Below are 24,909 nucleotides of genomic sequence, written 5' to 3' on the forward strand. Positions count from 1 at the left end.
CTTTGAAATTTGCTAAGCTGCCCATATGATTAATATGTCCAGCTAGGTAAAGACTGTAGTTTATTTGGCCAGACAGTCAAGTTTTTAAAGCGATTTTTTAACAATTTATTTATTTTTCAATTCAAGTTGCTTGAGTTGATAAGACAAGACTATATTTTATGAGTGGGACAAACGAATCTGGTGTGGTTGACGCGGTCCGCGAGGAACAGAAACAAAAGTTGCAACCGCCGCGCAAGTACAAAGTGATTTTAAACAATGACGATTACACACCTATGGATTTTGTCATTGAAGTTTTAATGACATTTTTCAATATGGATAGCGAAAGAGCAACTGATGTGATGTTGAAAGTACATCACGAGGGAAAAGCGGTATGTGGACTGTACCCTGCCGACATCGCCCATACAAAGGCTGAGCAGGTAAATCGATATGCTCGGGATAACGAGCACCCGCTGCTCTGTAGTTGTGAGCAGGAATGACCTTATATATTCTCGTTGGGGGTTGCCAATGCTAAATAAAGACTTAGAAATTACTCTGAATACCGCATTTCGTGAGGCAAGAAATCGTCGTCACGAATTTATGACGGTAGAACATTTACTGCTCGCATTGATTGATAACCCGTCCGCCAGTGAAGCATTGAACGCTTGTGGCGTTGACACAGAAGGGCTAAAACGGGAACTGTCGGAGTTCATTGATGAGACGACTCCGGTAATTCCAGACTTGGAAGAAGACCGCGAAACGCAGCCTACATTGGGTTTTCAGCGTGTTTTACAACGTGCGGTTTTCCATGTGCAATCATCTGGTCGCAACGAAGTGACCGGTGTAAACGTGCTGGTGGCGATTTTCTCTGAGCAAGAAAGTCAGGCTGTTTATCTGCTGAAAAAAGCAGATGTGAGCCGCCTGGATATTGTTAACTATATCAGCCATGGCATTTCTAAATCTGACGATGAAGCTGAGCCAGAAGACAATGAAGAAGCGCATGAAGAAAGTCATGAAACAGCGTCAGAAGAAAAAACCAAACTGGAGAACTTTACAGCCAATTTGAATGTGCTGGCCAAAGCCGGACAAATTGATCCGCTGGTCGGGCGCGATCAGGAAGTGGAAAGGACCATTCAGGTCTTATGCCGCAGAAAGAAAAACAACCCATTATTGGTCGGCGAGGCCGGGGTTGGTAAAACGGCTATCGCCGAAGGGCTGGCTTATCGTATTGTCAATGAGCTGGTGCCTGATGTGATTGCTGATGCGGTGGTGTATTCACTTGATATGGGGGCTTTACTGGCCGGTACTAAGTATCGTGGTGACTTTGAAAAACGTTTTAAAGCTTTGCTCAAAGAATTACAAGCAAAGCCCAATGCGATTTTATTCATCGATGAGATCCACACCATCATAGGTGCGGGGGCGGCATCGGGTGGCGTGATGGACGCCTCAAACCTGATCAAACCATTATTGTCGAGTGGCCAACTACGTTGCCTGGGGTCAACCACTTACTCCGAATTCAAAAATATTTTTGAAAAAGACCGTGCTCTGGTACGTCGTTTCCAGAAAATTGATATTGTAGAGCCGAGTGTTGCCGATACTGCCAAGATCCTTAGCGGCCTGAAAGAGCGTTACGAGGAACATCACGGCATTCGTTATACACAGAAAGCCTTGAAGGCAGCTGCTGAGCTGAGTGCAAAATACATTAATGAACGGCACTTGCCTGATAAAGCTATTGATGTGATTGATGAAGCCGGTGCCAACCAGCGTCTGTTGCCTGCCTCGCGGCGCAAGAAAACCATTGGTGTTGCAGACATAGAACAAATTGTCTCTAAGATTGCGCGTATTCCGCAGCAGAATGTGTCTTCCAGCGATAAAGAGGTGCTTAAGAACCTGGACCGTAACCTGAAGATGCTGGTGTTCGGTCAGGATGAGTCAATCGACGCGCTGACTTCGGCGATCCGTTTGTCACGCTCAGGCCTTGGCAGTGAGGACAAGCCTATAGGCTCATTCCTGTTTGCCGGACCTACTGGTGTGGGTAAAACTGAGGTGACCAAGCAGCTGGCGAAGTGTATGGGCATAGAGTTCGTGCGTTTTGATATGTCTGAGTATTCAGAGCGCCACGCGGTGAGTCGATTAATTGGTGCGCCTCCGGGCTATGTTGGTTTTGAACAGGGCGGTTTGCTGACAGATTCAGTGATCAAACACCCACACTCTGTGGTACTGCTGGACGAAATCGAAAAAGCCCACCCAGACATTTACAACATTCTGTTGCAGGTGATGGATCATGGCACGCTGACCGATAACAATGGTCGTAAAGCCGATTTTCGTAATGTGATTGTGGTAATGACAACCAATGCGGGTGTGCAGGAAACGGTGCGTCAGTCTATTGGCTTCCAGGAGCAGGACCATTCGCACGATGCCATGGTTGAGATCAACAAGGTATTTACACCTGAATTCAGAAACCGTCTGGATAACATTATTTGGTTCAACCACCTTGAAAAAGACGTTATTTTGCAGGTTGTTGATAAATTTATTGTTGAGCTTCAGGCGCAACTGGATAAGAAGTCAGTTTGCCTTGATTTGACCAATGAAGCCAGAGACTGGTTAGCAGATATCGGCTACGATAAGTCGATGGGGGCGCGTCCTATGGCGAGGGTCATACAGGATAACCTTAAGAAGCCACTGGCCAACGAGATCTTGTTTGGTGAGCTGGTAGACGGGGGAACGGTTACTATCTCGGTTAAAGATAAGAAGCTGTCATTTAAGTTTGAGTCCAATGTGGCTGAGCCTGCTTAATATAACGGCCAAACAACAAAAAGCCCGGCACTAGCCGGGCTTTTTGTTTTAATCGTCTCTTGTCCACGGTTACCTGATGGGTAAGCGTATCTGAGCTGGGCGAATTAACGCGCGCGGAAGACGATACGTCCTTTGCTCAGATCATAAGGTGTCATTTCAACAGTCACCTTGTCACCGGTCAAAATACGGATGTAGTTTTTGCGCATTTTGCCAGAGATATGTGCCACAACTACGTGACCATTTTCCAATTCAACACGGAACATAGTATTTGGTAAAGTGTCAAGGACCGTGCCTTGCATTTCAATAACGTCTTCTTTCGCCATGGGGAGCGTATCACCTCTTTGATAAGTTTAACGGTGCAGATTTTGCCGAAAAGCGCGCGATAAGTAAAGGCAGGAGCGCTTATTTTTGTAATCTAAATGTTGACCCAGACATCACTTTTGAACTGTTGTGCAGGCAAATATTGCTGCTTGTAGCGCATTTTGGGGCAGGCATCTATCTGATAGCCAAGATAGAGATAGGCTTTGGCATGCTGGCGTGCAAACTCCAATTGCGCCATGATCATCACAGTACCCAGGCTTAAATCAGCGTAGTCGGGGTCAAAAAAAGTATAGATGGCGGACAAAGCGGTTGGCATGGTATCGGTCACCGCAACCGCTATCAATTGCTCTTTGTGCCAGAGTTCAATAAAGGTGATGGGCAGCCAACGACAAAATAAGAAGCTTTCATACTGCAACCGGTTAGGCGGATACATAGAGCCGTCACTATGGCGCATGGTGATGTACTTTTCGTATAACTGGTAATAATCAGCCTGCTCCTGAGTGTTGTACTCGAAGCGAAATTCTGAGTTTATTTTATTCCACTTGCGTTTTTGTGAGCGTGAGGGCACATAGGCGTCGGCCAGCACCCGCACCGACTGACAGGCATGGCACGCAGGGCAGTGAGGACGATATATTTGGTCACCGCTGCGGCGAAAACCAAACGAAAGCAAGGTCTCAAAGCGTGACGGTGTATAGCAGTTGCTATCCAGAATCACCAATAGCTGTTCTTTCTTATCAGCCAGGTAGCTGCAATCAAACTGCTGGCTCAGGCCAATTTTTGAAGGGAAATGTTCAGTCATATATCGCCCTCAGTGGTTGCGGATGCCACATCGTTTCAGGCACTTGATAATGGCTTGCTGCTTTAAGTTTAGCTAAAAATTCTTTTCTTGAAATGACTTTTGCACCTAAAGACAGCAAATAAGGGTTTTCCAGCTGACAATCTATAAAATGGGCATTATGCCTTTTAAGCCAGTTAACCAAAGCCCACATCGCCAGCTTAGAGGCGTCGGGTATGCGATAGAACATTGATTCACCGCAAAAAACGCCATTTAACATTACACCATACAAGCCACCAATCAAGGCCTCTTCATGCCACACTTCGACACTGTGTACGAACCCCTCTTCATGTCCTTTAAGATAAGCGCCGAGCATGGCACTGTTTATCCAGGTACCTTCCTTATCCAGCCGCTGTTCTCTGCATGCCTTAATGACTTGCTCAAATGCGCTGTTAACGGTAATTTTTGGCGCCAGTTTGCGCGCTGTTTTTTTCAGTGAACGGCTTACATGAAACTCATTTAGCTCCAAAATTCCTCGCTCACTGGGCGTCCACCACATGATCGGCTCACGTTCATTAAACCAGGGAAAAATGCCTTGCTGATAAGCGCGGCGCAGTCTTGCGGTACTCAGGCATCCGCCAATAGCGAGTAGGCCATCGGGGTCTTTTAGTGCAAAATGGCAGGGGGGGAAAATAAAGTCGGTTGAAGACAGGTGAAACAATTGCTGAGTCATATTCGCGGTTCTGAATTACAAACTAAAAACCTCAGGGATGACGTTAGTTTAACCTATTTTTGGTGTGGCGTGGGGATTTTATGATTGAAGACGTGCAAGTAAGCGCACGTCTTCAAGCCTTTGTTACTTAAGATTATCTAAGTAACGCTCAGCATCCAGGGCAGCCATACAGCCCGTGCCTGCCGAGGTAATTGCCTGACGATAAATATGGTCAGACACATCACCTGCGGCGAACACACCTTCAACGCTGGTTTGCGTGGCATTGCCGTTCAGGCCTGATTGTACAACCAGGTAGCCGTCTTTCATTTCCAGCTGGCCGGCAAACATGTCGGTATTTGGTTTATGGCCAATGGCAATAAAGACACCAGCAAGGTCAAGCTGTTCAGTCGCATCTGAGTCTGTATCTTTGATGCGAGTGCCAGTTACGCCCATTTCGTCACCCAGTACTTCGTCCAGAGTTTTGTTCAGGTGCAGAACCACGTTACCGTTGTTTGCTTTTTCCATCAGACGGTCAGACAGGATCTTTTCGCTGCGGAAAGTATCTCGTCTGTGGATCACGTGGACTTCTTCAGCAATGTTTGACAGGTAAAGGGCTTCTTCAACCGCTGTGTTACCACCGCCAACAACCGCCACTTTTTGCCCGCGATAGAAGAATCCGTCACAGGTTGCACAAGCTGAAACACCACGACCCTGGAAGTTGGTTTCAGATTCCAGGCCCAGGTACTTAGCAGAAGCGCCTGTCGCAATGATCAACGCATCACAGGTATAAGTCCCCTGATCACCCGTTAGCGTGAAAGGACGCTTAGTTACATCCACTTTATTGATGTGATCAAAAATGATCTCAGTCTCGAAGCGCTCAGCGTGCTCTTTCATTCGGTCCATCAGCGCAGGACCTGTCAGGCCGTGGGCATCGCCCGGCCAGTTTTCTACTTCAGTTGTTGTGGTCAGCTGACCACCTTGCTGCATGCCCGTGATAAGTACTGGGTTCAGGTTTGCACGCGCGGCGTAAACAGCAGCTGTGTAGCCAGCAGGGCCGGAGCCCAGGATCAATAGTTTGCAGTGTTTTGCATCACTCATTTAAATAATTCCTACAAGTAAACTTCTATCTTCTCTAGTTAGTGCTGCCGATTCTATGAAATTCAAGCCAGAAGTAAAATAAATTACAAAAATCGATTTTTTATAAATTCATAAGCTGTCAAATATACTGTACTTGCTGACAATTTGTGCCACAAACGCGTAAATGAACGGTATTTCATGACCTGAGAGTTTTTTTTTGCTATGTTCTAGGGAATTTTTCTCTGTCTATTTGACGTTAGTCTGTTTTTAAAGGTAGTTATGGCATTTTGGCAGGATAAACCTGGGTTTGCACTGGAAGCACAAAGTTGCGCAATACTGACTGATGCGAAGCAATATCGCACGCAACTGTTATCGCTCATTCGGGGTGCGCAACATCGCATCTACTTAACCGCATTGTATTTGCAAGACGATGAGGCAGGTCGTGAAATTCTGGCTGCGCTACATGATGTGGCATCGCAGCGGCCGCATTTGCAAATTCACGTACTGGTTGATTTTCATCGCGCCCAGCGAGGGTTAATAGGCGAGGCCAAGTCTGAAGGCAATGCGAAACTGTATTGCGATATGCAAGCTGAGTTTGGCTCTAACGTAAAAGTATATGGCGTGCCGGTTAAGGCAAAAGAGCTGTTTGGGGTGCTGCACCTTAAAGGGTTCGTGATCGATGACACCGTATTGTACAGCGGTGCCAGTATCAATAATGTGTATTTGCAGCATGGCGATAAATACCGCCTTGACCGCTATTTTGTGATCCAGAATCCAGCACTGGCGGCCAGCTTTTGTCATTTCCTGGATACTTATTTGTTGTCCAGCGAGGCCGTACCACGGTTGGATCAGCGTCCACTTAAGCCCTTTTCTGAGCTAAAAGTGGCGCAAAGGCAGCTGATGAAACAGCTTAAGAAAGCAAATTACGACATGAGCGCTGCGAGGGCAACGAATGGTTTAAACGTGCGTGCGTTTTTGGGCTTTGGCCGTCGTACCAACAAACTGAATCGTTTGATTAAGGCGCTGTTTGATACCACAGAGCGTGAGTTATTGTTATACACGCCTTACTTCAACTTTCCGGCGCCTTTGTTACGCTCATTACGCCGATTGCTCAAAGAGGGTAAAACAGTCACCATTGTCATTGGTGATAAAACGGCGAATGATTTTTACATCGCGCCAGATCAGCCCTTTAGCCGCATTGGTGCTTTACCTTATTTGTACGAAACCATTTTGTACAAGTTCCTGAAATCGCAAAAGCGCTACATCAACTCTGGACACCTTAATGTGTATCTGTGGCGTGATGGCAATAATTCATTTCATCTCAAGGGCATTAACCGCGATAATCAGGTACATCTGATGACCGGGCATAATCTAAATCCGCGTGCCTGGGGCCTGGATATCGAAAATGGCATTTTGATAGAAGATCCCGAGCAGAAACTGGAGCAGGCGATTAATGCCGAGCGCGAAGCGATTCTGGCCAACTGCACTAAGTTGACCGGTGCGCAGGATCTCGAAACTGTCGAAGACTACCCGCCACCAGTCAAGAAAATCCTGGGCCAGGCAAAGCGGGTAAAAGTGGATTTTATCATCAAAAAATTCATTTAAATCATCTAAATAAAAAGGGCCTTCAGGCCCTTTCTACTTTTCTATTGAAGGTCAGTTTTGGTTGTCATAGGCATGGCTGTGCACATTGGCTGCGCGCCCGGATGGATCGGCATTTTGCTCGAACGATGCATCCCAGGCCAGCGCCTCGGGTGTGGAGCAGGCAACCGATTTACCATGAGGCACGCATTTGGCCGCCGCATCACCGGGAAAGTGAGACTCAAAGATACAGCGGTAGTAGTAGGCTTCTTTGCTGTCGGGTGTGTTGATAGGGAAGCGATACTCGGCGCTGGCGAGCTCCTGGTCGCTGACCTTTTCGTCGACATACTCTTTTAGAGAGTCAATCCAGGAATATCCCACCCCATCGGAGAATTGCTCCTTTTGACGCCACAAGACGTCGTCAGGCAAATAACCATCAAATGCTTCACGGATGATATGCTTTTCAATGCGGCCTTCTTTACACATCTTGTATTCGGGGTTGGTTCGCATGGCAATATCGACAAATTCTTTATCCAGAAAGGGGACCCTGGCTTCGACGCCCCAGGCCGCCATCGACTTGTTGGCACGTAGGCAGTCGAACATATGCAGCTTAGACACTTTACGATTGAGCTCTTCATGGAATTCCTGGCTGTTGGGGGCCTTGTGAAAATACAAATAACCCCCAAACAACTCATCGGCACCTTCCCCTGAAAGCACCATTTTTATCCCCATGGCTTTGATGTAACGCGCCATCAGATACATTGGGGTAGACGCCCGGACTGTGGTGACGTCATAGGTTTCAAGGTGGTAAATGACTTCCTTTAGGGCATCGATCCCTTGTTGCACTGTAAAGTGAATCGGGTGATGCACGGTACCAATCTGATCGGCGACTTTCTGCGCCGCAGCCAGATCGGGGGAGCCCTCCAGACCGATAGAAAAGGAGTGTAATTTGGGCCACCAGGCTTCGGTGGCGTCGTCATCTTCAATACGCCGCGCTGCAAACTGCTGGGTGATGGCGGAAATCACCGATGAATCCAGGCCTCCGGAGAGTAGTACACCGTATGGCACATCGCACATCAGCTGGCGTTTGACGGCGGCTTCTAAAGCCGCTTTAACCGTGTCCGCAGAGGCGTCGTTGTCCTTCACCGCGTCGAATTGCTGCCAGTCGCGCTGATAGTAGGGGCGCAGGGTTCCTTCTTTTGAATACAGATAGTGCCCAGGTGGAAACTCCTCAATCTGATTGCAGATGGGAGTGAGTGCTTTCATTTCGCTGGCAACATAAAAATTACCATGCTGATCGCGGCCAGTGTAAAGCGGGATAATGCCGATATGATCGCGACCGATGAGATAGGCATCCTCTTGTTCATCATACAGACAAAAGGCAAAAATCCCGTTCAGGTCGTCTAAAAATTCCGGGCCTTTTTGTTTGTACAAAGCCAGTAATACTTCACAGTCTGACTGCGTCTGGAAGGTAAAGGGAACGCTTAGTTGCTGAGCCAGTTCTTTGTGGTTATAGATTTCTCCGTTGACTGCGAGAATATGCGTCCGCTCAGGGTTGTACAAAGGTTGTGCACCACTGGATACGCCAACAATGGCGAGCCGCTCATGTACCAGGATGGCTTTATCACTGGCGTAAACACCGGACCAGTCGGGTCCGCGGTGGCGTAATCGCTTAGACATTTCTATTGCCTGCTCGCGCAGGATGGCCGGATCGGATTTAATCTCCAGCACACCAAAAATTGAACACATAATGACCTCATTCCTGTTAACTATTATTGTCGAGCATGCGCATTGGCGCTGGCTCGTGCTGTTAGTACTATCAGAAATGAACGGGCAAGTCACATAAAAAACCGTGATTTTACTGAGGAAATATTGCCCTGTTTTGGTGCATAAATGAACCAAAACAGGGCAAGCAGATCAGTGCGTGGTACCTGCAGCAATCTGCAGATCAGTATCATGGGTCAGGGCAGAGGAAATCATCACTTTGAGCGCGTCAATCACCTGCAGGGCACTCATGCTCGGTGCACCGCTGTGGTGCATGGCTTGCTCGGGTAAGTAGGGGATATGAATAAAACCGCCCCGGCAATTGAGCTGATGCTCGCTGATATAATGAAGTAATCCGTACATCACATGGTTACAGACATAAGTGCCTGCAGTGTTCGAAATGCTGGCCGGGATCTGTGCCTGGCGAAGATCGTTTAGCATGTGTTTTACGGGCAGGGCGGCAAAATAGGCCGCAGGCCCACCGGCAAGTACTGGCGTGTCTATCGGCTGGGCGCCGGCATTATCCGGGATACGGGCATCGTTAATATTGATAGCCACACGCTCGATAGAAATATCTGCGCGGCCACCGGCCTGACCGACACACAAAACCAGTGCGGGCGCATATTTGTCGATGGCCCGGTTAAGTTGTGTCAGGGCGTGATCAAACTCACACGGGAGCTCTTTGGTCCTGATTGTGTGCCCGGCAATATGACATCCGTCGAGCTGATGTACCGCTTGCCAGGAGGGATTAATCGATTCGCCGCCGAAGGGCTCAAAGCCCGTCAACAATACGGTTTTATGGGTACCTTTAGTCATTGAAGATGACTCCATACATAAGCAATATATTAATGAACAACAGCGATAGCGCTGTCGGGATCTGCACTTTGATCACCTGATACTTGTCTTTCAGATTTAACAACGCGGCGGGCACAATATTGAAATTGGCAGCCATCGGCGTCATTAGCGTCCCGCAGTAACCTGAATACATGCCGATGGCAACCAGAGGAGCCGGGCTTGCGCCGTGACCCTGAATGAGAAAAGGCACTGCAATACCTGCTGTCATCACAGGGAAGGCGGCAAAAGCATTGCCCATCACCATAGTGAATAAAGCCATGCCGACGCAATAGATAACAACCAGCATAAAGCGATTGTCGGGCGAGACAAATAAGGTCACCAGATCCTGAATCGCCGTGCCAGTATTCGCGACAATGAAAACCCCGCCCAGCATCGCGAGCATTTGCGGCAGGATAGCTGCCCAGCCAATAGAATCGACTAGCCGGCGTGATTCTCCCAGCGCCTGAAGTGGGCTGCCGCCGGTGAATTTCCAGCTGACTAACAAGGCGATGGTACAGGCCAGGGTCAGTGCAGCCAGGGTCACATGGCTTTGATCGAATACATACAGGCTGCCAAGCTGGATATCCTTCAGTAAGATAGTACACACCACAGTGACGACTGGAATTAGCACAGCGGGAATAAACAGCCTATTACCAATGCGTCGGGCACTGGCAGTTTGCACCTCATCACTGGGCACATCGTAGCTGCCCATAGAGACCTTGCCCATGCCAGCCAGTAATGCAATGGCGATGACACAGACTCCCACCCAGCGATAGGTCAGGCTCTCTCCTAAATAAGTAACAGATAAATCGCCAAGCAGAAACACACTGCCAAATAAGCCCCAGAACAACGCAGTGGTCAGGCGCTTGGGATGCTCTTTGTCCTGTAACGTTTTCATGACCAGAAATAACACCACAAAGCCTATCAACAAGTAGATATTGCCAATTGAGAGCAGGGCTGGTTGCGCAGTGGCGGTCGTTGTCATTGCACTCATGCCAGCTCCTCCCGGGCAGCTGGGCCGTCTGAGTCTTGTTGTTCGGTGTGTTGGGCTATCTGTTGTTGTATTTTAGCTTCCAGTCTGGACAGTCGAAATAGGTGAACAATTAACGCGGCAATGGCTGTCGGGATCGCCCACAGACCAATATGAAGTGGCTCAATCCCGGCGATGCCGTTTTCTCTTAAAAAGGCATCCATCAGCAGCACTGCACCAAAGGCAATGAAGATATCTTCACCAAAGAAAACGGCAATGTTGTCACATGCCGCGGCATGTGCACTGATCATATCCCGGATTGGTTTGGGCAGGTCGCCATGCAGGTTGCTTGCCGCACCAAGCGCCATCGGGGCCAGCAAAGGACGTACCGTTTGCGCCTGGCCTGCCAGGTTAATCAGCCCCAATGCGGCGGCGCATTCACGCACCACAAAATAGACGCTCAGGATCCTGGCTGTGGTGGCCCCTTTGATACTGGCTATCCAGCTTTTGGCATGCTGTTGTAAACCATACCGCTCTAAAATAGCGATGACGGGCAGGAGTAATAAAAAGCTGGCCAGCTGGCGCGAGTTAAGAAACTTCTCGCCAAAGGTTTCCAGCAAAGTCAGGTAGTCCAGGTCGACGGCCCAGCCGGTTACGATACCGGCACAGGTCACGACCAGCAGGGGATTAAACCGCAAGGCAAACCCGAGGATCACCACCAGAATGCCACTGAGGGGCAAAAAATTCAGTTCGTTCACGAAATACTCCTGTCGTGATGTGTCAGCGCAATGCGCAATTGATTAAGAAGGTAATTTTGTTGTTGTGTTTCCTGATATGCCTGAGCTGCAGTGGTGAGTGCAAAGCTGAGCTGGTCACCGGCACTCAGTTGCGCAAAATGGCGCAGATCAGCTTGAATCACCTGAGCTATCATCGGATAACCCCCCGTAGTTTGACAATCATTCAGCAAAACAATCGGCGCACCATTGGGTGGCAGCTGAATGGTGCCAGGTAAGACGGCCTGAGAGTTGATTGAGAGCTGATGGGTGATTAGGTCTGGGCCTGTTAATCGCATTCCCATTCGGTTGCTGTCAGGTAATACTTGCCAGGACTTTGCAGACAATAATTGCGCTGCTGAGCTATCCAGTTGCGTGCAATGAGGGCCGCTCAGGATACGCACCTGTTTGTGGTATCCCGGTTGCAATGCACCCACACTGTGTCGCTCAGTATTGCTGGAATAGTGCAGTTGATCTCCTGCAGCCAGTGGTAAGCCATTGATGCCGCCAAACCCCGCCTGGAGATCGGTCGCACAGGAACCCATCACGCTTTGCACGTCAAAGCCGCCTTCAACACTGACATAGGCACGCAGTGCATCGGGGCTGGATGCAAAGCTAAGTAGCTGTCCGGGTTTAGCATAATAGCGCCAGCCCGGTGTCAGTGGGGTATCGTCAAGGCATGCTTTGAGGTCGCCTCCGGTTAACGCGAAGTTAGTGGCGCTGGTAAATTGTAGCTGAGTCAGTCCAACGGTGATTTCAAGTACTGCGGTATTGAGGGGGTTGCCTAACAGGGTATTGGCTATTTTAACGGCGAGGGGATCTAATGCGCCACTTTGAGATACGCCCAGGTGACGATGGCCGTGCCGCCCCAGATCCTGGATACACAGCTGCACGCCTGGCTTAATAACTTCTAACACAGGCCCTCCTTTTGCGGTACAAATTTTACATTATCGCCTGGCTGAAACAGACAAGGCGATTGGCTATGGGGGTTGAATAACTGTGTCGGGCTGTGGCCCAGCAATCGCCAGCCACCGGGGGAGGTACTGGGATAAATCGCACTTAAATCTTCAGCGATAGCAACCGATCCCGCCGGAACATGGGTTCTCGGCGAGTCAAGCCGCGCAACCCTGAGCCGCTCAGGCACGCAGCCCAGATAGGCAAAGCCTGGTAAAAAGCCCAGAAACTTGACCTGATAGAGCGGTGCGCTGTGCAGTTCTATAATGTCGCTTTGTGACAGGCCCAGTTGCGCAGCCAAAGGAGCTAGATCCGGGCCTGCTGCTTGCCCATAAACGACAGGTATTTGGTGCGTGGTGGGATGGAAGTCTTCAGCACTGAGCTCGTCCCAGAGTAACAGAAGCCGATCCTGCCAGCTTGCGCATTGTGTTGGGTCTTGTAAAACCAGAGTCAGGGAGGTTTTTCCGACCACAATATCCGTATATTGGGCCTGTTTTTGCAAGTGGCGGTGCAAAGCAAATAGGCGATTCTGTTGCGTGTTATCGAGTCGCGCGCAGTTTAAGTCGAGCACTACCGCCTGCTCGCCAAGCAGATAAGTCTGTTCTTGAGTCATGGTATGTTATTTTTCATTTTGTTATCGGCAGATTTAATCCCTCTGATTGGTTATGCGTTGATGGGGCGGTATTACACAGAGGGACGCCCGGGCAAAGCATAGCAAGCTTATCTGCGGCTGTCTTGCCAAACCTGTTAGTGGCCAGGCTGATTGAGGTTAAAAAAAAGCCATGCAATTATTGCATGGCTCAGTTGGGTTGGGATGTTGTTAGTTACTCAGCAACCATTCGCTCAGCAGGCGTACGCCAAACCCGGTACCGCCTGCAGAAACTTCGCCTTTACCTGAAGAAGCCAATGCGTTGCCTGCAATATCGATATGTAACCAGCGGGTTTCACCAGCAAAGTGTTGTAGGAATGAAGCAGCAGTAGTCGCGCCCGGACCACCTGAACCTACGTTGGCAATATCTGCGATGTCAGACTTCAGCATGTCTTTGTAGCCCAGAGGTAGTCGCCAAAGTGGCTCGTTAACCGCTTTACCGGCAACGGTAAATTCCGAGATCAGGTGCTCATCATCTGAGAATACTGCGGCATAGCGATTGCCTACAGCACGGATCTTAGAGCCCGTCAGTGTTGCCAGGTCAACCATCACCTCAGGCTTATAATAGGTGCGTGCGTACCACATGGCGTCACTCAATACTAAGCGACCTTCTGCGTCGGTGTTGAGGATTTCAACGCTCAGGCCTTCTGCTGTGCGCAGCACATCACCCGGTGCAATCGAGTTTTCAGAGACCATATTGGCGGCCATACCCATTACTGCAACAACGTTAACATCGGCCTTCGCCAGCGCCATGGCTTTTACCGTGCCCAGAACAGCCGCTGCACCGGCCATATCTGATTTCATGCGGGCAATGGACTTGCCGGTTTTAATGCTGTAACCACCAGAATCAAAGGTGATCCCTTTACCTACCAGTGCGATAGGGGTGTCGTTATTGCCCTTATAATGTGCAACAACCAGGCGTGAGCCTTCTTTACTGCCACGGCCAACCCCTTCCAGTGCATTCATACCCAGGGATTTAAGCTGCTCTGGCTCCAAGATCTTCACTTCAACACCATACTGCTCGAGTTGTTTGGCAGCATTGGCAAAGTCAACCGGCGTCATTTCAGTCGGGACTTCTGAGGTTAAATCACGTGCCAGAAATACACCCTGTTCAATGTGACTTAACGTAGTGTATTCGGCTTGCGTCTGACCCTGGTCGTCTACACTCAGGTTGTAGGTCATACTGTGTGTGTTCGGCTCTTTCTTATACAGCTCAAACGTATGGTCGCGCAGATTGGCACCGTGCGCATATTGCGCCGCCAGTTCATGGTTGCTGAGCTGGCCATTTACGCCTTTGAATGCAACGCTGACTGTCGCAGCTTCTTTTTGTTCCAGTTTTGCGTGCAGGTTACCGCCGAGCTTAGCCATTTTGGCACTGTCCAGCTCGTCGCGCTCACCCAGACCAACCACAAGAATACGTTGGTGTTTAGAGTCAACAGGTGCCAGTACTTCGACCACCTTACCGTAATCACCAGAAAACTTGTCAGCTTCCATTGCTTTGTTCAGTTGTTTTCGGGTATCTCTGTCAAGAAATTTAAATGCATTGCTTTGCTCACTATCCTGAAATACAACCAGAGCATCGGTTTTTTCGTTCAGTTTGCTGGTGAACTGGATGTCGGCTGCCAGCGCCGAGGCTGAACCGAAAAGTGCGACACTGAGTGCGCAAAGACGAGTAGATAATGGCATTGAATAAACCCTCAATAACTAATTTGGGCTTTGTTTTACCTTAAACACGCAGATTAATTAATTAAATGTCGTTGAATGACACAGAATCCTAGTTGAAGTGCGAACCGGCTGATTTTTTCACACTCGGCGAAAGTATGGCGTGGCTGCCACGGTCTTGGTAGTTAAGAGAAGTCAATTTAGAGGAAGTCGGAGTGAATAAACGATTAATTGTACAGATAACGCTCTCGAGTTTACTTGGGCTTGCCAGCATCAGCCATGCGGCAGTGCCTAATAGCAAACCAGAACAAGCCAGTTCGCATATCAAAACACTGGTGCTGGGATCGGGCTGTTTTTGGGGCGCAGAAAAACGCTATGAAGCGCTGCCTGGGGTAATAGATGCTGAATCCGGATATGCAGATGGGCGAGGTTTTAAGGCAAGTTATAAGGCAATCACAGCGTCAAGCCGACGTTTTGACCCCAATAATTACGCAGAAGTCGTACGGGTAACTTACAACGCCAGCCGCCTATCGACAGAGTCATTGTTAAAAGTCTATTTTGAAAGCCATGACCCAACGCAGAAAAATCGTCAGGGTAATGATGTGGGTACACAATATCGCTCCACCATCCTGTATACCGATGAGGCGCAAAAAACCACGGCAGCTTCATTAAAAGAACAGTACCAGGCGCTGCTGACGCAAGCCGGTTATGGCCAAATTCAAACGACACTTAAGCCACTGAGCGCTTTTGTGCGGGCAGAAGAATATCACCAGAATTATCTGGTAAAAAACCCCAACGGATATTGCCCGGATCACAGTACAGGCGTTACTTTTGCGGATGTGCAAGAGCAGTCGGTTGATAATAAAGCATTGTTAACGGGCAAGCACATTGTCGTGATTGATGCACCGTACTGCCCTTATTGTGACAAGTTTAAGCAGCAAGTGGTGAATGATTATCAGGGCAGTATTGCATTGCACTTTCGTCGGGCCAGTCAGCTACAGGACCTGAGTATCATGTCTGCAACCTGGGCAACACCGACCATTTTATTTATGGAAAATGGTAAGGAAGTTGCGGGCTTTCAGGGGTATATGGACCGTAAAACGTTTTACCGGGCACTGGGCGCGTTTAAGCTGGGTGACAGTGATGCCTATACCACAGCGTTTGAGCAGGGCACAGATCGGCCGTTTTGCAAACAATATGATTTATTTAAACAAACCGGTGACGGGGTATTTATAGATAAGCTCAGCGGACAGGCCTTGTTTGATACCAAAGACCGATTTAACTCAGGCACAGGCTGGTTGTCTTTCAAGTATCCAGTGGCGGGCAGTGTGACTTATCATGAAGACAATAGTCACGGATTGCAACGCACTGAAATTCGCTCCAGCTCAACGGGCATTCATCTGGGACATGTGTTTGCGAATGAAGGACCAGGTGGAAGCGATCGCTACTGCATTAATGCGACCGTACTGGAGTTTAAATCCAGGCAGGACTACCAGGTAAGTCAGTAGAAACCCCGCATTTACATCAAATGGTTGCTAACGGACTAGCATCCAAATGCCATGGTATAAGGGCAGTTGCCAATAGACTCTTCCCAGCACATTCGGTTTTCTGTTGGTGCACAGTTATTGAAATAGCTTTTGGGAGCACCACCGGCAACTTGCGGCGTAGCTTGCAATGCCAAAGTGGCTTTGTCTGCACTGAGTTTTTTGATGTTCTTTTTGTTCAGGTTAAGCTTCATTTTGATATTCCTTTTAAAAAGTCGTTATGTTCACAAATCGAACGATCTTTAAGTTAGTACATGTGTGTCAATGTTGTTAAGTTGCTTATAGTATGTATTTGTAAGTAAATATGTCATAAAACTTACACGAATTTTTTTGCAGACCTAAAGCGGGTTGGCAACTATATCAAGCAACCCTTATTTAATCAGAATAAACTGGACACCCGACGCGTAAAAATGGTGCTATCAGCAAGCACATGATAGCGCCGAACTGTATCCTTCGTGTCATATAGTCGGTGTGATGAGGCCATAAGTTGGTCAAGCTGAGCTAAGCGGTGAATTCGACAGCAATATTACCCGATAAAGGAATGCTGATGAAGAAGGTGAACTGCAAAGAGGTGCGCGGGCACAGCGAAAGCAGGTTGAACGTGAAGCCGCAGACCGCTTTGCCCGGCTTGATACGAACCTCTGCAAGTGAGTTAGCTTTGTTCGGACTGATATTTCAGTTTAAAGAGTGAGCATTATTCATCCCTATTTGAACAATGCTGCACGGCTTAAGCAAGTCAGCCAACGTTATTCCTCTAACGAAATGCTTACCTTGTTATGCACTAATTTGTGCCCAGATAACGAGTTATTACCTCATGTAAACTGTTTCTGAAGTGCTCTACTTTTTCACCGTCGAACTTAGGTTGGAATGACTGCACACCAATAAAGCTCAAATAAGCTACTTTTGCTGCAATCGAGACTTGATCTGCATTTTGCTCAGTTTGGAAGCTTTCACTGTAGACTTCTTCTAAATAGGCGAGTCGGTCCTGATCCACTCTTTCCTGAAAAGCCCTTGCCTGTGGGCTATGGAGAGACCAGGCTCTTATTGCGACATCCAGCTCATGGTTTATTGCCCAAGCGAAATAGCGTAACTTTTCGAGCCGGGTCTCTCCTTCCAGGGACTTATTCTTTGCCACAGTACCTATTGTGCTGTTTTCGTACCATGTTTCTAAAATGGCCTGGTAGAAACCGTCTTTGGAAGCAAAGTGATGATAGAAAGAACCTCTGCTAACTCCTAGCCTTTTACCTATCTTTTCAGCAGACAAAGCACTTTGCCCTTGTTCAATTAAGAGGCGAAATGCCTCTTCTATCCATTGTTGTTTGGTTGCTCTGGTCATTATTTATATCTTCTTTTGAAATTAAAGGCTTGAGTTTAAAAGGCAACACTTGCCAAAAATAGTCAAACATCGTGTTAATCGGAAATGGATGTTAACAGATTGGTACAGAGTAAAGCTAGTTCCGTGGATGCGCTCTGAAGAATTCCAAAAAAAAAATTGAATATCTTAGTTGCATTGTGGATTTCAATGTTCCTGTTATGGGTATTTTTTTAACAGTATAAAGTCAAAAAAATCATTCGTTTAATCTCGCACCCTAAGCGTAAAAGCTATTGAAAAGCAAGTTGGTTAATAAATAACATCTGAGTCGTAAAAAATCTGCCTGAGTTAGGTGGGTAAACGCCTTTTTTATAGTCATATATAATTTTGTCATATTTTTATACTAAACCATAAAGCAAACAGTGGCGCGACAACCGAGCTTTGGAGCGTGGTTTTTTTGGCTTTATACGTACAGGTTTCTGGATATCAGTTAACCAGGTGCTCTGTGTGAAAAAATTGACATTTTTACAATTTTGTTACGACCTTTGAAGGGGCCTATTAAAGGTTGTTTCAGATCGATTTGGTGCGTGTGTTTAGTGGTGCCAGAGATTTTCCTAATGTACAAGATGCAATGGCATTCCAGGTGCTGTGCTTTTTTGGCATTCCCTGAACAATGAGGTAGTAAGGTGCCATGAGCTACTTTTTCATATTTCACGTGTATAGAAAACATCGTTACAAGTAATGTTAAGTTGTTGTTCTATAGGTATAATTATGTTCTGTGGTGTTAGCGTTTGTTTGTTTTTAATTTGTTGCTAAATAAAAATCATTATCATGCGCGTTAGTGTTATCGTTAAATAAATTGGGTAAGTAAATTTACATTTTTACCTAAAATAAAAGCATACAGGGTTGTTTGTTTTTATTTTGTCGGTTATATTGAGTTGTAACAATTAAAGGTAAAAGTGTATCTCAGTGGTTGCGCCTTGTGTTGCCGATGGCTTCTTATGTTAATGGTGTAATGAAATTTTAACCTCGTTGGGCGGTGAGGTTACCTGAGTGGATGGGGCAAAATGTGCTCATGATCTTTAATATTTAAAGTAATGCCGTGTTTTAGGTTTTAAATAGGCTGGAGTTGATTTCTTTCGGTTCTATAAACGTTTGATAGTCAGTTTTACTTATGCCTTGTTTGCTTTTTACAAAGGCTCAGCGTCGTGCTTTGGCGAGTTGTGATGTGCCAACGTATATCTGATTCTTTGAGTATAAAGTGTTTTGGGCTAGCGCGCCGAATGGTGCTGACTAGTGGATATGTTGCGCTGGCAAAGCGTGATTAGGTGAATTTTGTGGGTAATTCCCTAAATATTGAGGTTTTTATGGAAACTAAGGATAAACAAAAGAGTCGTCGAGTTGTTATCACCGGATACGGTGGTGTTACGTCAATGGGTAATAACATGAATGAAATCTGGGGAAATCTAATGGATTACCAGGTTGGCTATCGACACACTAAAATGGATGATGACTCAATTAACGCCAAATATTTTGGTTTCATGGATTTTGACCGAAAATTGATGCGTCCATTCTCAAAGCGCATTTTAAAAATGCTACCTCAGTACGCTAAATTTAGTTTACTGGCGTGTGATGAAGCGCTCAACATGGCTTTTGGTGAGACCGATTTGGATGAGGTTGTTTCTCCGTTTGAAAGAGGTGTTGTAATAGGCACTGGCTGGGGTGGTTTAGACACAGCAAATGAGAACAACAACGATTACCGTGAATCAGGGCTAACAACATCTTTCGCTACGGTCATGTCAATGTGCAATGCAGCAACCGCTGCAGTATCAATGAATTGGAATTTTCGAGGCTATCAGAATAGTCCTGTTGCAGCTTGCGCTACGGGTACCATGGCGATAGGTGAAGCCTTTGATGCAATCCGCAGTGGAAGAGCAAAAGTTGTGGTTGCAGGAGGCAGTGAGTCGCTGCGTGAGCAGTTTAATATTTGGTCGATTGATGTCATTCAGGCATTGAGTAAAGAGCAAGAAAATGAGCGCCTCGCATGTTGCCCGTTCTCGAAAGGTCGAAGTGGCTTTGTATTGTCCGAAGGGGCAGCGGTACTGTGCCTCGAAGACTACGAGTTTGCCAAAGCGCGTGGCGCCAATATACTCGCGGAAGTAATCGGCTATACCAACTATTCAGATGCATATGATATGACTGCTCCGGCAGAGGATATGCAAGCGCGTATTCATGTCATTCGGGAGTTATGCACTCAATCCGGAGTCGCATTTGATGAGATTGATTACATCAACCTTCATGGTACCTCAACACCATTGAACGATCTCAATGAGACAAATTCCATCAAGTCTGCGCTAGGTGACGCTGCCTACTCAATACCTATGTCGAGCACAAAATCCTATACCGGTCATCTGATTGGCGCGGCGGGTTCTCTTGAGGCGATATTCTGCCTTAAAGCGATGGAAAACAATACTATTCCAGCCACTATTCATATGGATGAGCCAGACCCAGAGTGTGATCTGGATTACGTTCCAAATAAACACCGATATGACCAGAAACTAGACATCATTATGAACTTGAGCTTTGGCTTTGGTGGCGCGAATGCTGGTGTATTGCTGAAACGTTTCGAGGAGTCATAGTGATGGAGCTTTCATTTACCGCCGATGACATTGAGAAGTGGGCGGTTTTCTCCGGAGATCGTAACCCGATCCACTTTGATATTGAGGCTGCTGCACGTTTGGGTGTTGATAAAGTGGTAACCCACGGCATGCTTGCGCTGTTGCAGGTGAAGCAGACGGCGGTCAGTAAGTTTGTAGCCGACAATGGAGGTTGGACCCAGTTTAAGACGTCGCTCAAAGCGCCTATTTTGTGTGATGACAAGGTTACGATGAGCGAGACGGAGCGGCGTAACAAACTGTGTTTTAAAGTAAATAGTGTGGCTAGTTCAAACCTGCATTTGGTTGGTTCTGTAAGCAGTGTTGAGCAAACGCCGTGGCAATCACAAGAAAAAGTACACCATCTGAACGCTTCTGACGTTGAAGAGAAATTCCGGTCATTTTATCAGTCATTTGATTCGGGTTTTGACGCCTGGGTTTGGGTTGATGCTTTGGTTTTCGGACATTTTATCTCTAATCAGATCAGCTACATTATGTCCTCCTTGAATCATAATGAAGGCCCTGATGAGGCAAATTGTCTTACTGAATTGGCGCAGCATACGGTCGTACAAATCAGTCATCTAACGCGTATATGTCCATCGCTTCAGAGCAGTAAATACACAGTTGATTCCCTGCCTAGTGTGGCTTATCAGATTGACAATATGAGCCTTACCGAAGAGGAAGAGTCTGCATTTGGTGTGCTTGAACTGGCTGTTTTTCTCAATGGCCAACACGAAATGACAATTGAGTTAGGTTTACTGATTAAATTCAATAACTAATATTATAAAGCAAAAGTTTAACCCGTTAATGATAGGAGATTAAAATGGCGGATTTTAAAGAAGTATATGAAGAAATTGTAGAGCTTATTTTGGAGCTTAAAGATTTTGAAGAAGAGGATATTTCTGCGGGAATGTCTTTTGAAGAGCTAAGTTTAGACAGCCTGGATTTCATCGAGATGCAGGTGAGTATGAAAAAGAAGTTCCAAGTTGTAATAAAACCAGAAGTGTTTGAATCTGGTGAAATTTCGACACTTAGCCAAATGTGTGATTATGTGGTGAGTTTGCAAGAAGAAGCGGTTGCTTAATTTTTTCTGACTCCCTTATGAATTTATACATATTCGTGTGATATCGAAAGGTATTTAATTGCTACTAAGGTATGGGTGAAGTAGTAGCGGTTAGCCTTTTAATGCTAATCAGGTGGCTGGTGTTATTTTTATGCTGGCCTCGAATATAATCAGTTAAAGGAACTATTTTATGACTGTTGCCGAAAAAGAAATATTAACATTAACAGAGGCACGGAAAGCTAAAGTAGCCAAGCTTTGTTTGACTTCCCATGCACATGCAATGGATTTGGAAACCGTATTACCTTGGGATAAAGGAATAGACAAAAGCCAGTGGCCAAAGGAAAAAGACCATTTGTGGATATATGGCACACCTTATTATGATCAACTCACCGAAGAACAGCGTTTAGAAGTCGCTTGGCTGGAAACAGCGCGTGATATATCTATGTTTATTTGGCTGGAACAGACGTTACCACCGCTCTATATGGGTTATATCAACAAGTATTATGACCGTCTTGATGAAATCACAACTGAATACTTAATGGTTTTTTCGAAAGAAGAAATTGTGCACACCATGACGTTCAAACGTTTTATGGAGCTTGCGGACCTTAAAATATGGACTCCACCCGATGGCTTACATGAATTACTCATTGAAACTTTACCGAATATGCAGCCAGCTGCTGGGGTATTGTTTACATTACTGATTGAGTGGGTTGCTGAATTGGGTGCGATGCATACCTCTCAGGGAAGCGATATCGAGCCGATGACACGGCAATTGTTTAAAGCACATCACTTCGATGAAGCGCGCCACATTGCTTTTGGTCGTTGGATCTCAGAAAACTACTTTGAAACTGCGCCGAAACAGGAGCAGGAACAACTTCGGGCAATGGCTAAAAGCGTTGTTCCTCAGTTCATTAATATGTTCACTTATAACAATGAGATTAGTAAACATACTTCTTTTGAGTTTCCAATTCAGAGCCATGAGCAGGAAAAAATTAATGAAATCTGGGCGTCGGAAAATAATATCCGGATAAATAACGAGCGCTTCGCAGAGTTTTACGCCTGGCTAGATAAGTTAGGGCTGAGATAATGTCAGAGACTCAATTGAAAGTAACTGCACAACAGTCGGGTGAAGCAGGCGATGTGCAATGGGATGCAATTTTTGTTGGGGCAGGGATTACTACGCTGGCATGTAGTGCTTTGTTGCTTAAAGAAAACCCCGCACTGCGTTTATTAGTCATTGACAAGCACATTGTACCGGGTGGCTATTCAACGGTGTTTCGTCGTCCAAAGGCAGGTGCCACTTTTGATTGCAGCTTACACAAACTCAGCGGTATGGGTGAGGGGGGAAATCTCAATAATATCTTTGAAAAGCTAGGTCTTTATGAAGAGCTAGAAATGAAATATCCCAGTGATTATTTCTGTTGTTTCAAGGATAAATCGGGGTGCCCCTTACCGAATGATGCGACGCAGACGCAGGAAGTGCTAAAGCAAGCTTTTCCAGCACAGGCTGATGCCATCGATACGTATTTTGAACAAGTCGCTATCTATGGTCGAAATGGCTATTACCAGTTCCAGATGCTCGATGGCACGATTGAGCCTGATATAGAGCAGCTGCGTTATGCGCACAAGCATCTAAAAAATATTACGGTTGAGGAAGGATTGAACGCCCTGTTTGATGATCCTTATTTGATCGAAATATTGGCAGCGCCAGGCATCTATGTTGGCGGTTACCCTGAAGACCTGGGGTACTTGTATTACTTGCATGTTGTGTATGCAACATTGAATAAAGGCAATGCCTATGTTGTGGGTGCTTCACAGAAGTTATCCGATGTATTAGCAAAGAGAATTACGGACTCGGGCGGCAAAGTTGTTTTATCAAATCCGGTGACCGAAATTTTGACGGATGAGCACAATCAGGCGTATGGCGTACGTTGTAAAAAAGGGGAATTTTATTCCAATAGCGTTTTTATTAATACGTCACCGCATTATGCACTTGAAAACCTATTCAACACGAATGTCGATTTTTCAACTGTACTAAAAAAGCTCGAGGCGTTGAAACCCGCACGAGCAACCACCACGGTTTATTTGGTCACGGACTTACCCCCTGAGCAGTTGGGTTTAAACCATACTGAATCAATGATGTTTTCAGAGGCGCCAGGCGAAGCTGGAAAGTTGCGAAAAGCCGCTGAACAGTCTGGATTTGACGAAGCATTGTGTGAGCAAGCGTTTTGGCAAAACTCGCCAATGGAAGTGACTAATTATCATTTATTAGATAGCGATGGCGGAAAGGTCATTTGCCTGAACGTGCTGGATTCTATTGATCACTGGCCGCAACGACGCACGCCAGAGTACCGAGAGAAAAAAGCGCGGGCCGGGGAAGTGCTAGTAGAGCGTTTGTTACAGCAAATACCAACACTGCGTGGGCATATTGAGTATCAAGAAGTGGCATCGCCCAGAACCTATGTGCGCTTTACCAATAATACTGATGGTTCTGGATACGGTGCGATGGTCGGCACGGACATCAGCGGCCATGTTTTTCACCACAAGTTTCCAATTAAGGGTATTGAGTTTGTTAGTGCCTGGGTGGCTGGGCCTAGCTATGAAGCTGCATTTGGTTATGCACAAGTAAAATCCAAAAAGTGGGGGCAGTATGTCCAGTAATACAGAGCAGTTAGGCAAAGCCGGTATCTTATTTTCACGAGCGTTTATGCGCGTGATGTTCGCATCGGTTCAGGGTTGGAAGAACAATGTCAGTGGCGATGTAGAGCAGTTTCAAATGGTAGGCCTTGATGGCAGTAATTTGGAAGTATCACTGCAACACAGCACAAGCAGTGAAGTGAAAGGGGTCCTGCTACTGTGCCATCCGTTTTTAAAGTATGGATTGCACTACTTTCACAAAAATGAAATGAGTCAGGCGTTTTGCGACGCCGGTTATCACGTCCTGTGCTTTAACTTTAAAGGCTTTGGCCGCTCAAATATTAAAGGGCATGCATTTTGGCAAGATGTTCTGTCTGTGGCAAATATGGCGCAGCAACGCTTTGGCGGCTTGCCCATTCATTTACTGGGCTGTTCATTTGGTGGTTTTCATTTAACGCACGCCCTGGCGGAGGATAAATCGCCTTTCAGCTCGGTGGTACTGGATTCAGTCCCTCCCTCGGTCACGGTGTTTTTTAAAGGCGGCCTGATAGCCAAAGCGATGCGGTGGATCAGTAACAGTCGATTATCTACCGCGACCGGAACCCGGCCGATTGTGCATTCTTTAAAACAAGTCAAAGGATTACCCATTGTCTTTTTTTATGGCGATGCAGATGAGTACATGCCTCACGAGGATGTTCGTGAGCTGAAGGTGCAATGTCCCGAAGTTTCCTTTGTGAAATTTGCTAACTGTGGGCACTTAGAAATTTACAAGCTGAACAAACAAGAATATGTCGATGCTGTGACCTCATTTTTTTGTCATGGCAAGCTTTCAGATGAAGGAAAAAGGTAAGACAG

General features: G+C 46.7%; 23 protein-coding genes. 10 read left to right on the top strand and 13 right to left on the bottom strand.

Annotation, left to right across the window (positions count from 1 at the left end):
- Window positions 1-158: 158 nt before the first annotated feature.
- A complete protein-coding gene (gene clpS, locus L1285_RS12185) occupies window positions 159-476 on the top strand; it encodes an ATP-dependent Clp protease adapter ClpS (RefSeq protein ID WP_235412540.1) in 318 nt (105 codons plus the stop codon).
- Window positions 477-504: 28 nt separating this feature from the next.
- The gene (clpA, locus tag L1285_RS12190) at window positions 505-2,772 is read left to right on the top strand and encodes an ATP-dependent Clp protease ATP-binding subunit ClpA (RefSeq protein WP_235412541.1); all 2,268 of its coding nucleotides are present in this window, start codon (window positions 505-507) and stop codon (window positions 2,770-2,772) included.
- Window positions 2,773-2,876: 104 nt separating this feature from the next.
- Here clpA and infA read toward each other — a convergent pair whose 3' ends face one another.
- The 4 genes from infA to trxB form a co-directional block, all read right to left on the bottom strand.
- Complete coding sequence (infA, locus tag L1285_RS12195) at window positions 2,877-3,095, bottom strand: translation initiation factor IF-1 (RefSeq protein ID WP_002962494.1); 219 nt, start codon at window positions 3,093-3,095, stop codon at window positions 2,877-2,879.
- 92 nt (window positions 3,096-3,187) lie between these two features.
- Window positions 3,188-3,892, bottom strand: coding sequence for an arginyltransferase (locus L1285_RS12200; RefSeq protein ID WP_235412542.1), 705 nt, complete (start codon window positions 3,890-3,892; stop codon window positions 3,188-3,190).
- Window positions 3,885-4,601 carry a leucyl/phenylalanyl-tRNA--protein transferase gene (gene aat / locus L1285_RS12205; RefSeq protein ID WP_235412543.1) on the bottom strand — a complete coding sequence of 239 codons (717 nt, stop codon included), beginning with the start codon at window positions 4,599-4,601 and terminating at the stop codon, window positions 3,885-3,887. Before aat ends, L1285_RS12200 begins: the two co-directional genes overlap by 8 nt.
- A 123-nt stretch (window positions 4,602-4,724) precedes the next feature.
- Window positions 4,725-5,678, bottom strand: coding sequence for a thioredoxin-disulfide reductase (gene trxB, locus L1285_RS12210; RefSeq protein WP_235412544.1), 954 nt, complete (start codon window positions 5,676-5,678; stop codon window positions 4,725-4,727).
- 258 nt (window positions 5,679-5,936) lie between these two features.
- Here trxB and pssA point away from each other — a divergent pair, with 258 nt between their 5' ends.
- Window positions 5,937-7,262, top strand: coding sequence for a CDP-diacylglycerol--serine O-phosphatidyltransferase (gene pssA, locus L1285_RS12215; RefSeq protein WP_235412545.1), 1,326 nt, complete (start codon window positions 5,937-5,939; stop codon window positions 7,260-7,262).
- A gap of 51 nt (window positions 7,263-7,313) precedes the next feature.
- Here the strand turns inward: pssA and asnB are convergent, their stop codons facing one another.
- The 7 genes from asnB to L1285_RS12250 all read right to left on the bottom strand — a co-directional run bounded on the left by asnB (window position 7,314) and on the right by L1285_RS12250 (window position 14,868).
- Window positions 7,314-8,987, bottom strand: coding sequence for an asparagine synthase B (gene asnB, locus L1285_RS12220; protein ID WP_235412546.1), 1,674 nt, complete (start codon window positions 8,985-8,987; stop codon window positions 7,314-7,316).
- Between the two features lie 168 nt (window positions 8,988-9,155).
- Window positions 9,156-9,818, bottom strand: a complete 663-nt coding sequence (gene pcp / locus L1285_RS12225) for a pyroglutamyl-peptidase I (protein WP_235412547.1) — start codon at window positions 9,816-9,818, stop codon at window positions 9,156-9,158.
- Window positions 9,811-10,830 (bottom strand): DUF979 domain-containing protein, encoded by a 1,020-nt coding sequence (locus L1285_RS12230; protein WP_235412548.1) that lies wholly within the window; start codon window positions 10,828-10,830, stop codon window positions 9,811-9,813. Before L1285_RS12230 ends, pcp begins: the two co-directional genes overlap by 8 nt.
- Complete coding sequence (locus L1285_RS12235) at window positions 10,827-11,564, bottom strand: DUF969 domain-containing protein (RefSeq protein ID WP_235412549.1); 738 nt, start codon at window positions 11,562-11,564, stop codon at window positions 10,827-10,829. Before L1285_RS12235 ends, L1285_RS12230 begins: the two co-directional genes overlap by 4 nt.
- Window positions 11,561-12,496 (bottom strand): biotin-dependent carboxyltransferase family protein, encoded by a 936-nt coding sequence (locus tag L1285_RS12240; protein ID WP_235412550.1) that lies wholly within the window; start codon window positions 12,494-12,496, stop codon window positions 11,561-11,563. The genes L1285_RS12235 and L1285_RS12240 overlap by 4 nt, the downstream gene beginning before the upstream one ends.
- On the bottom strand, window positions 12,490-13,146 hold the full coding sequence (pxpB, locus tag L1285_RS12245; protein ID WP_235412551.1) for a 5-oxoprolinase subunit PxpB: 657 nt from the start codon (window positions 13,144-13,146) through the stop codon (window positions 12,490-12,492). Before pxpB ends, L1285_RS12240 begins: the two co-directional genes overlap by 7 nt.
- A gap of 207 nt (window positions 13,147-13,353) precedes the next feature.
- Window positions 13,354-14,868, bottom strand: a complete 1,515-nt coding sequence (locus L1285_RS12250; protein WP_046003197.1) for a leucyl aminopeptidase — start codon at window positions 14,866-14,868, stop codon at window positions 13,354-13,356.
- A 191-nt stretch (window positions 14,869-15,059) separates the two neighbouring features.
- On the opposite strand from L1285_RS12250, the gene msrA reads away from it, so the two are divergent.
- A complete protein-coding gene (gene msrA, locus L1285_RS12255) occupies window positions 15,060-16,352 on the top strand; it encodes a peptide-methionine (S)-S-oxide reductase MsrA (protein ID WP_235412552.1) in 1,293 nt (430 codons plus the stop codon).
- Between the two features lie 35 nt (window positions 16,353-16,387).
- Here the strand turns inward: msrA and L1285_RS12260 are convergent, their stop codons facing one another.
- Both L1285_RS12260 and L1285_RS12265 read right to left on the bottom strand, forming a co-directional pair.
- Window positions 16,388-16,582: a hypothetical protein gene (locus L1285_RS12260; RefSeq protein WP_235412553.1), complete on the bottom strand. Its 195-nt coding sequence runs from the start codon at window positions 16,580-16,582 to the stop codon at window positions 16,388-16,390.
- Between the two features lie 587 nt (window positions 16,583-17,169).
- Window positions 17,170-17,724, bottom strand: coding sequence for a TetR/AcrR family transcriptional regulator (locus L1285_RS12265; RefSeq protein ID WP_235412554.1), 555 nt, complete (start codon window positions 17,722-17,724; stop codon window positions 17,170-17,172).
- Window positions 17,725-19,067: 1,343 nt separating this feature from the next.
- On the opposite strand from L1285_RS12265, the gene L1285_RS12270 reads away from it, so the two are divergent.
- The 6 genes from L1285_RS12270 to L1285_RS12295 all read left to right on the top strand — a co-directional run bounded on the left by L1285_RS12270 (window position 19,068) and on the right by L1285_RS12295 (window position 24,904).
- On the top strand, window positions 19,068-20,339 hold the full coding sequence (locus tag L1285_RS12270) for a beta-ketoacyl-[acyl-carrier-protein] synthase family protein (protein ID WP_235412555.1): 1,272 nt from the start codon (window positions 19,068-19,070) through the stop codon (window positions 20,337-20,339).
- Between the two features lie 2 nt (window positions 20,340-20,341).
- A complete protein-coding gene (locus L1285_RS12275; RefSeq protein WP_235412691.1) occupies window positions 20,342-21,133 on the top strand; it encodes a MaoC/PaaZ C-terminal domain-containing protein in 792 nt (263 codons plus the stop codon).
- A 44-nt stretch (window positions 21,134-21,177) separates the two neighbouring features.
- Window positions 21,178-21,438: an acyl carrier protein gene (locus L1285_RS12280; protein ID WP_046003193.1), complete on the top strand. Its 261-nt coding sequence runs from the start codon at window positions 21,178-21,180 to the stop codon at window positions 21,436-21,438.
- Between the two features lie 169 nt (window positions 21,439-21,607).
- On the top strand, window positions 21,608-22,504 hold the full coding sequence (locus tag L1285_RS12285; RefSeq protein WP_046003192.1) for a diiron oxygenase: 897 nt from the start codon (window positions 21,608-21,610) through the stop codon (window positions 22,502-22,504).
- Window positions 22,504-24,078 carry a phytoene desaturase family protein gene (locus L1285_RS12290; protein WP_268836047.1) on the top strand — a complete coding sequence of 525 codons (1,575 nt, stop codon included), beginning with the start codon at window positions 22,504-22,506 and terminating at the stop codon, window positions 24,076-24,078. Before L1285_RS12285 ends, L1285_RS12290 begins: the two co-directional genes overlap by 1 nt.
- On the top strand, window positions 24,068-24,904 hold the full coding sequence (locus L1285_RS12295) for an alpha/beta hydrolase (protein ID WP_046003190.1): 837 nt from the start codon (window positions 24,068-24,070) through the stop codon (window positions 24,902-24,904). Before L1285_RS12290 ends, L1285_RS12295 begins: the two co-directional genes overlap by 11 nt.
- Window positions 24,905-24,909 lie beyond the last annotated feature (5 nt).

This window comes from Pseudoalteromonas sp. DL2-H2.2 (genome assembly GCF_021532535.1).
GTDB classification, from domain to species: Bacteria; Pseudomonadota; Gammaproteobacteria; order Enterobacterales; family Alteromonadaceae; genus Pseudoalteromonas; species Pseudoalteromonas rubra_A.

What these genes read in the sequence shown, in the direction of transcription:
- clpS (WP_235412540.1), top strand. Translation starts at nt 159, where the DNA reads ATGAGTGGGACAAACGAATCTGGTGTGGTTGACGCGGTCCGCGAGGAA.
- clpA (WP_235412541.1), top strand. Translation starts at nt 505, where the DNA reads ATGCTAAATAAAGACTTAGAAATTACTCTGAATACCGCATTTCGTGAG.
- infA (WP_002962494.1), bottom strand. Translation starts at nt 3,095, where the DNA reads ATGGCGAAAGAAGACGTTATTGAAATGCAAGGCACGGTCCTTGACACT.
- L1285_RS12200 (WP_235412542.1), bottom strand. Translation starts at nt 3,892, where the DNA reads ATGACTGAACATTTCCCTTCAAAAATTGGCCTGAGCCAGCAGTTTGAT.
- aat (WP_235412543.1), bottom strand. Translation starts at nt 4,601, where the DNA reads ATGACTCAGCAATTGTTTCACCTGTCTTCAACCGACTTTATTTTCCCC.
- trxB (WP_235412544.1), bottom strand. Translation starts at nt 5,678, where the DNA reads ATGAGTGATGCAAAACACTGCAAACTATTGATCCTGGGCTCCGGCCCT.
- pssA (WP_235412545.1), top strand. Translation starts at nt 5,937, where the DNA reads ATGGCATTTTGGCAGGATAAACCTGGGTTTGCACTGGAAGCACAAAGT.
- asnB (WP_235412546.1), bottom strand. Translation starts at nt 8,987, where the DNA reads ATGTGTTCAATTTTTGGTGTGCTGGAGATTAAATCCGATCCGGCCATC.
- pcp (WP_235412547.1), bottom strand. Translation starts at nt 9,818, where the DNA reads ATGACTAAAGGTACCCATAAAACCGTATTGTTGACGGGCTTTGAGCCC.
- L1285_RS12230 (WP_235412548.1), bottom strand. Translation starts at nt 10,830, where the DNA reads ATGAGTGCAATGACAACGACCGCCACTGCGCAACCAGCCCTGCTCTCA.
- pxpB (WP_235412551.1), bottom strand. Translation starts at nt 13,146, where the DNA reads ATGACTCAAGAACAGACTTATCTGCTTGGCGAGCAGGCGGTAGTGCTC.
- L1285_RS12250 (WP_046003197.1), bottom strand. Translation starts at nt 14,868, where the DNA reads ATGCCATTATCTACTCGTCTTTGCGCACTCAGTGTCGCACTTTTCGGT.
- L1285_RS12260 (WP_235412553.1), bottom strand. Translation starts at nt 16,582, where the DNA reads ATGAAGCTTAACCTGAACAAAAAGAACATCAAAAAACTCAGTGCAGAC.
- L1285_RS12265 (WP_235412554.1), bottom strand. Translation starts at nt 17,724, where the DNA reads ATGACCAGAGCAACCAAACAACAATGGATAGAAGAGGCATTTCGCCTC.
- L1285_RS12270 (WP_235412555.1), top strand. Translation starts at nt 19,068, where the DNA reads ATGGAAACTAAGGATAAACAAAAGAGTCGTCGAGTTGTTATCACCGGA.
- L1285_RS12275 (WP_235412691.1), top strand. Translation starts at nt 20,342, where the DNA reads ATGGAGCTTTCATTTACCGCCGATGACATTGAGAAGTGGGCGGTTTTC.
- L1285_RS12280 (WP_046003193.1), top strand. Translation starts at nt 21,178, where the DNA reads ATGGCGGATTTTAAAGAAGTATATGAAGAAATTGTAGAGCTTATTTTG.
- L1285_RS12285 (WP_046003192.1), top strand. Translation starts at nt 21,608, where the DNA reads ATGACTGTTGCCGAAAAAGAAATATTAACATTAACAGAGGCACGGAAA.
- L1285_RS12290 (WP_268836047.1), top strand. Translation starts at nt 22,504, where the DNA reads ATGTCAGAGACTCAATTGAAAGTAACTGCACAACAGTCGGGTGAAGCA.
- L1285_RS12295 (WP_046003190.1), top strand. Translation starts at nt 24,068, where the DNA reads ATGTCCAGTAATACAGAGCAGTTAGGCAAAGCCGGTATCTTATTTTCA.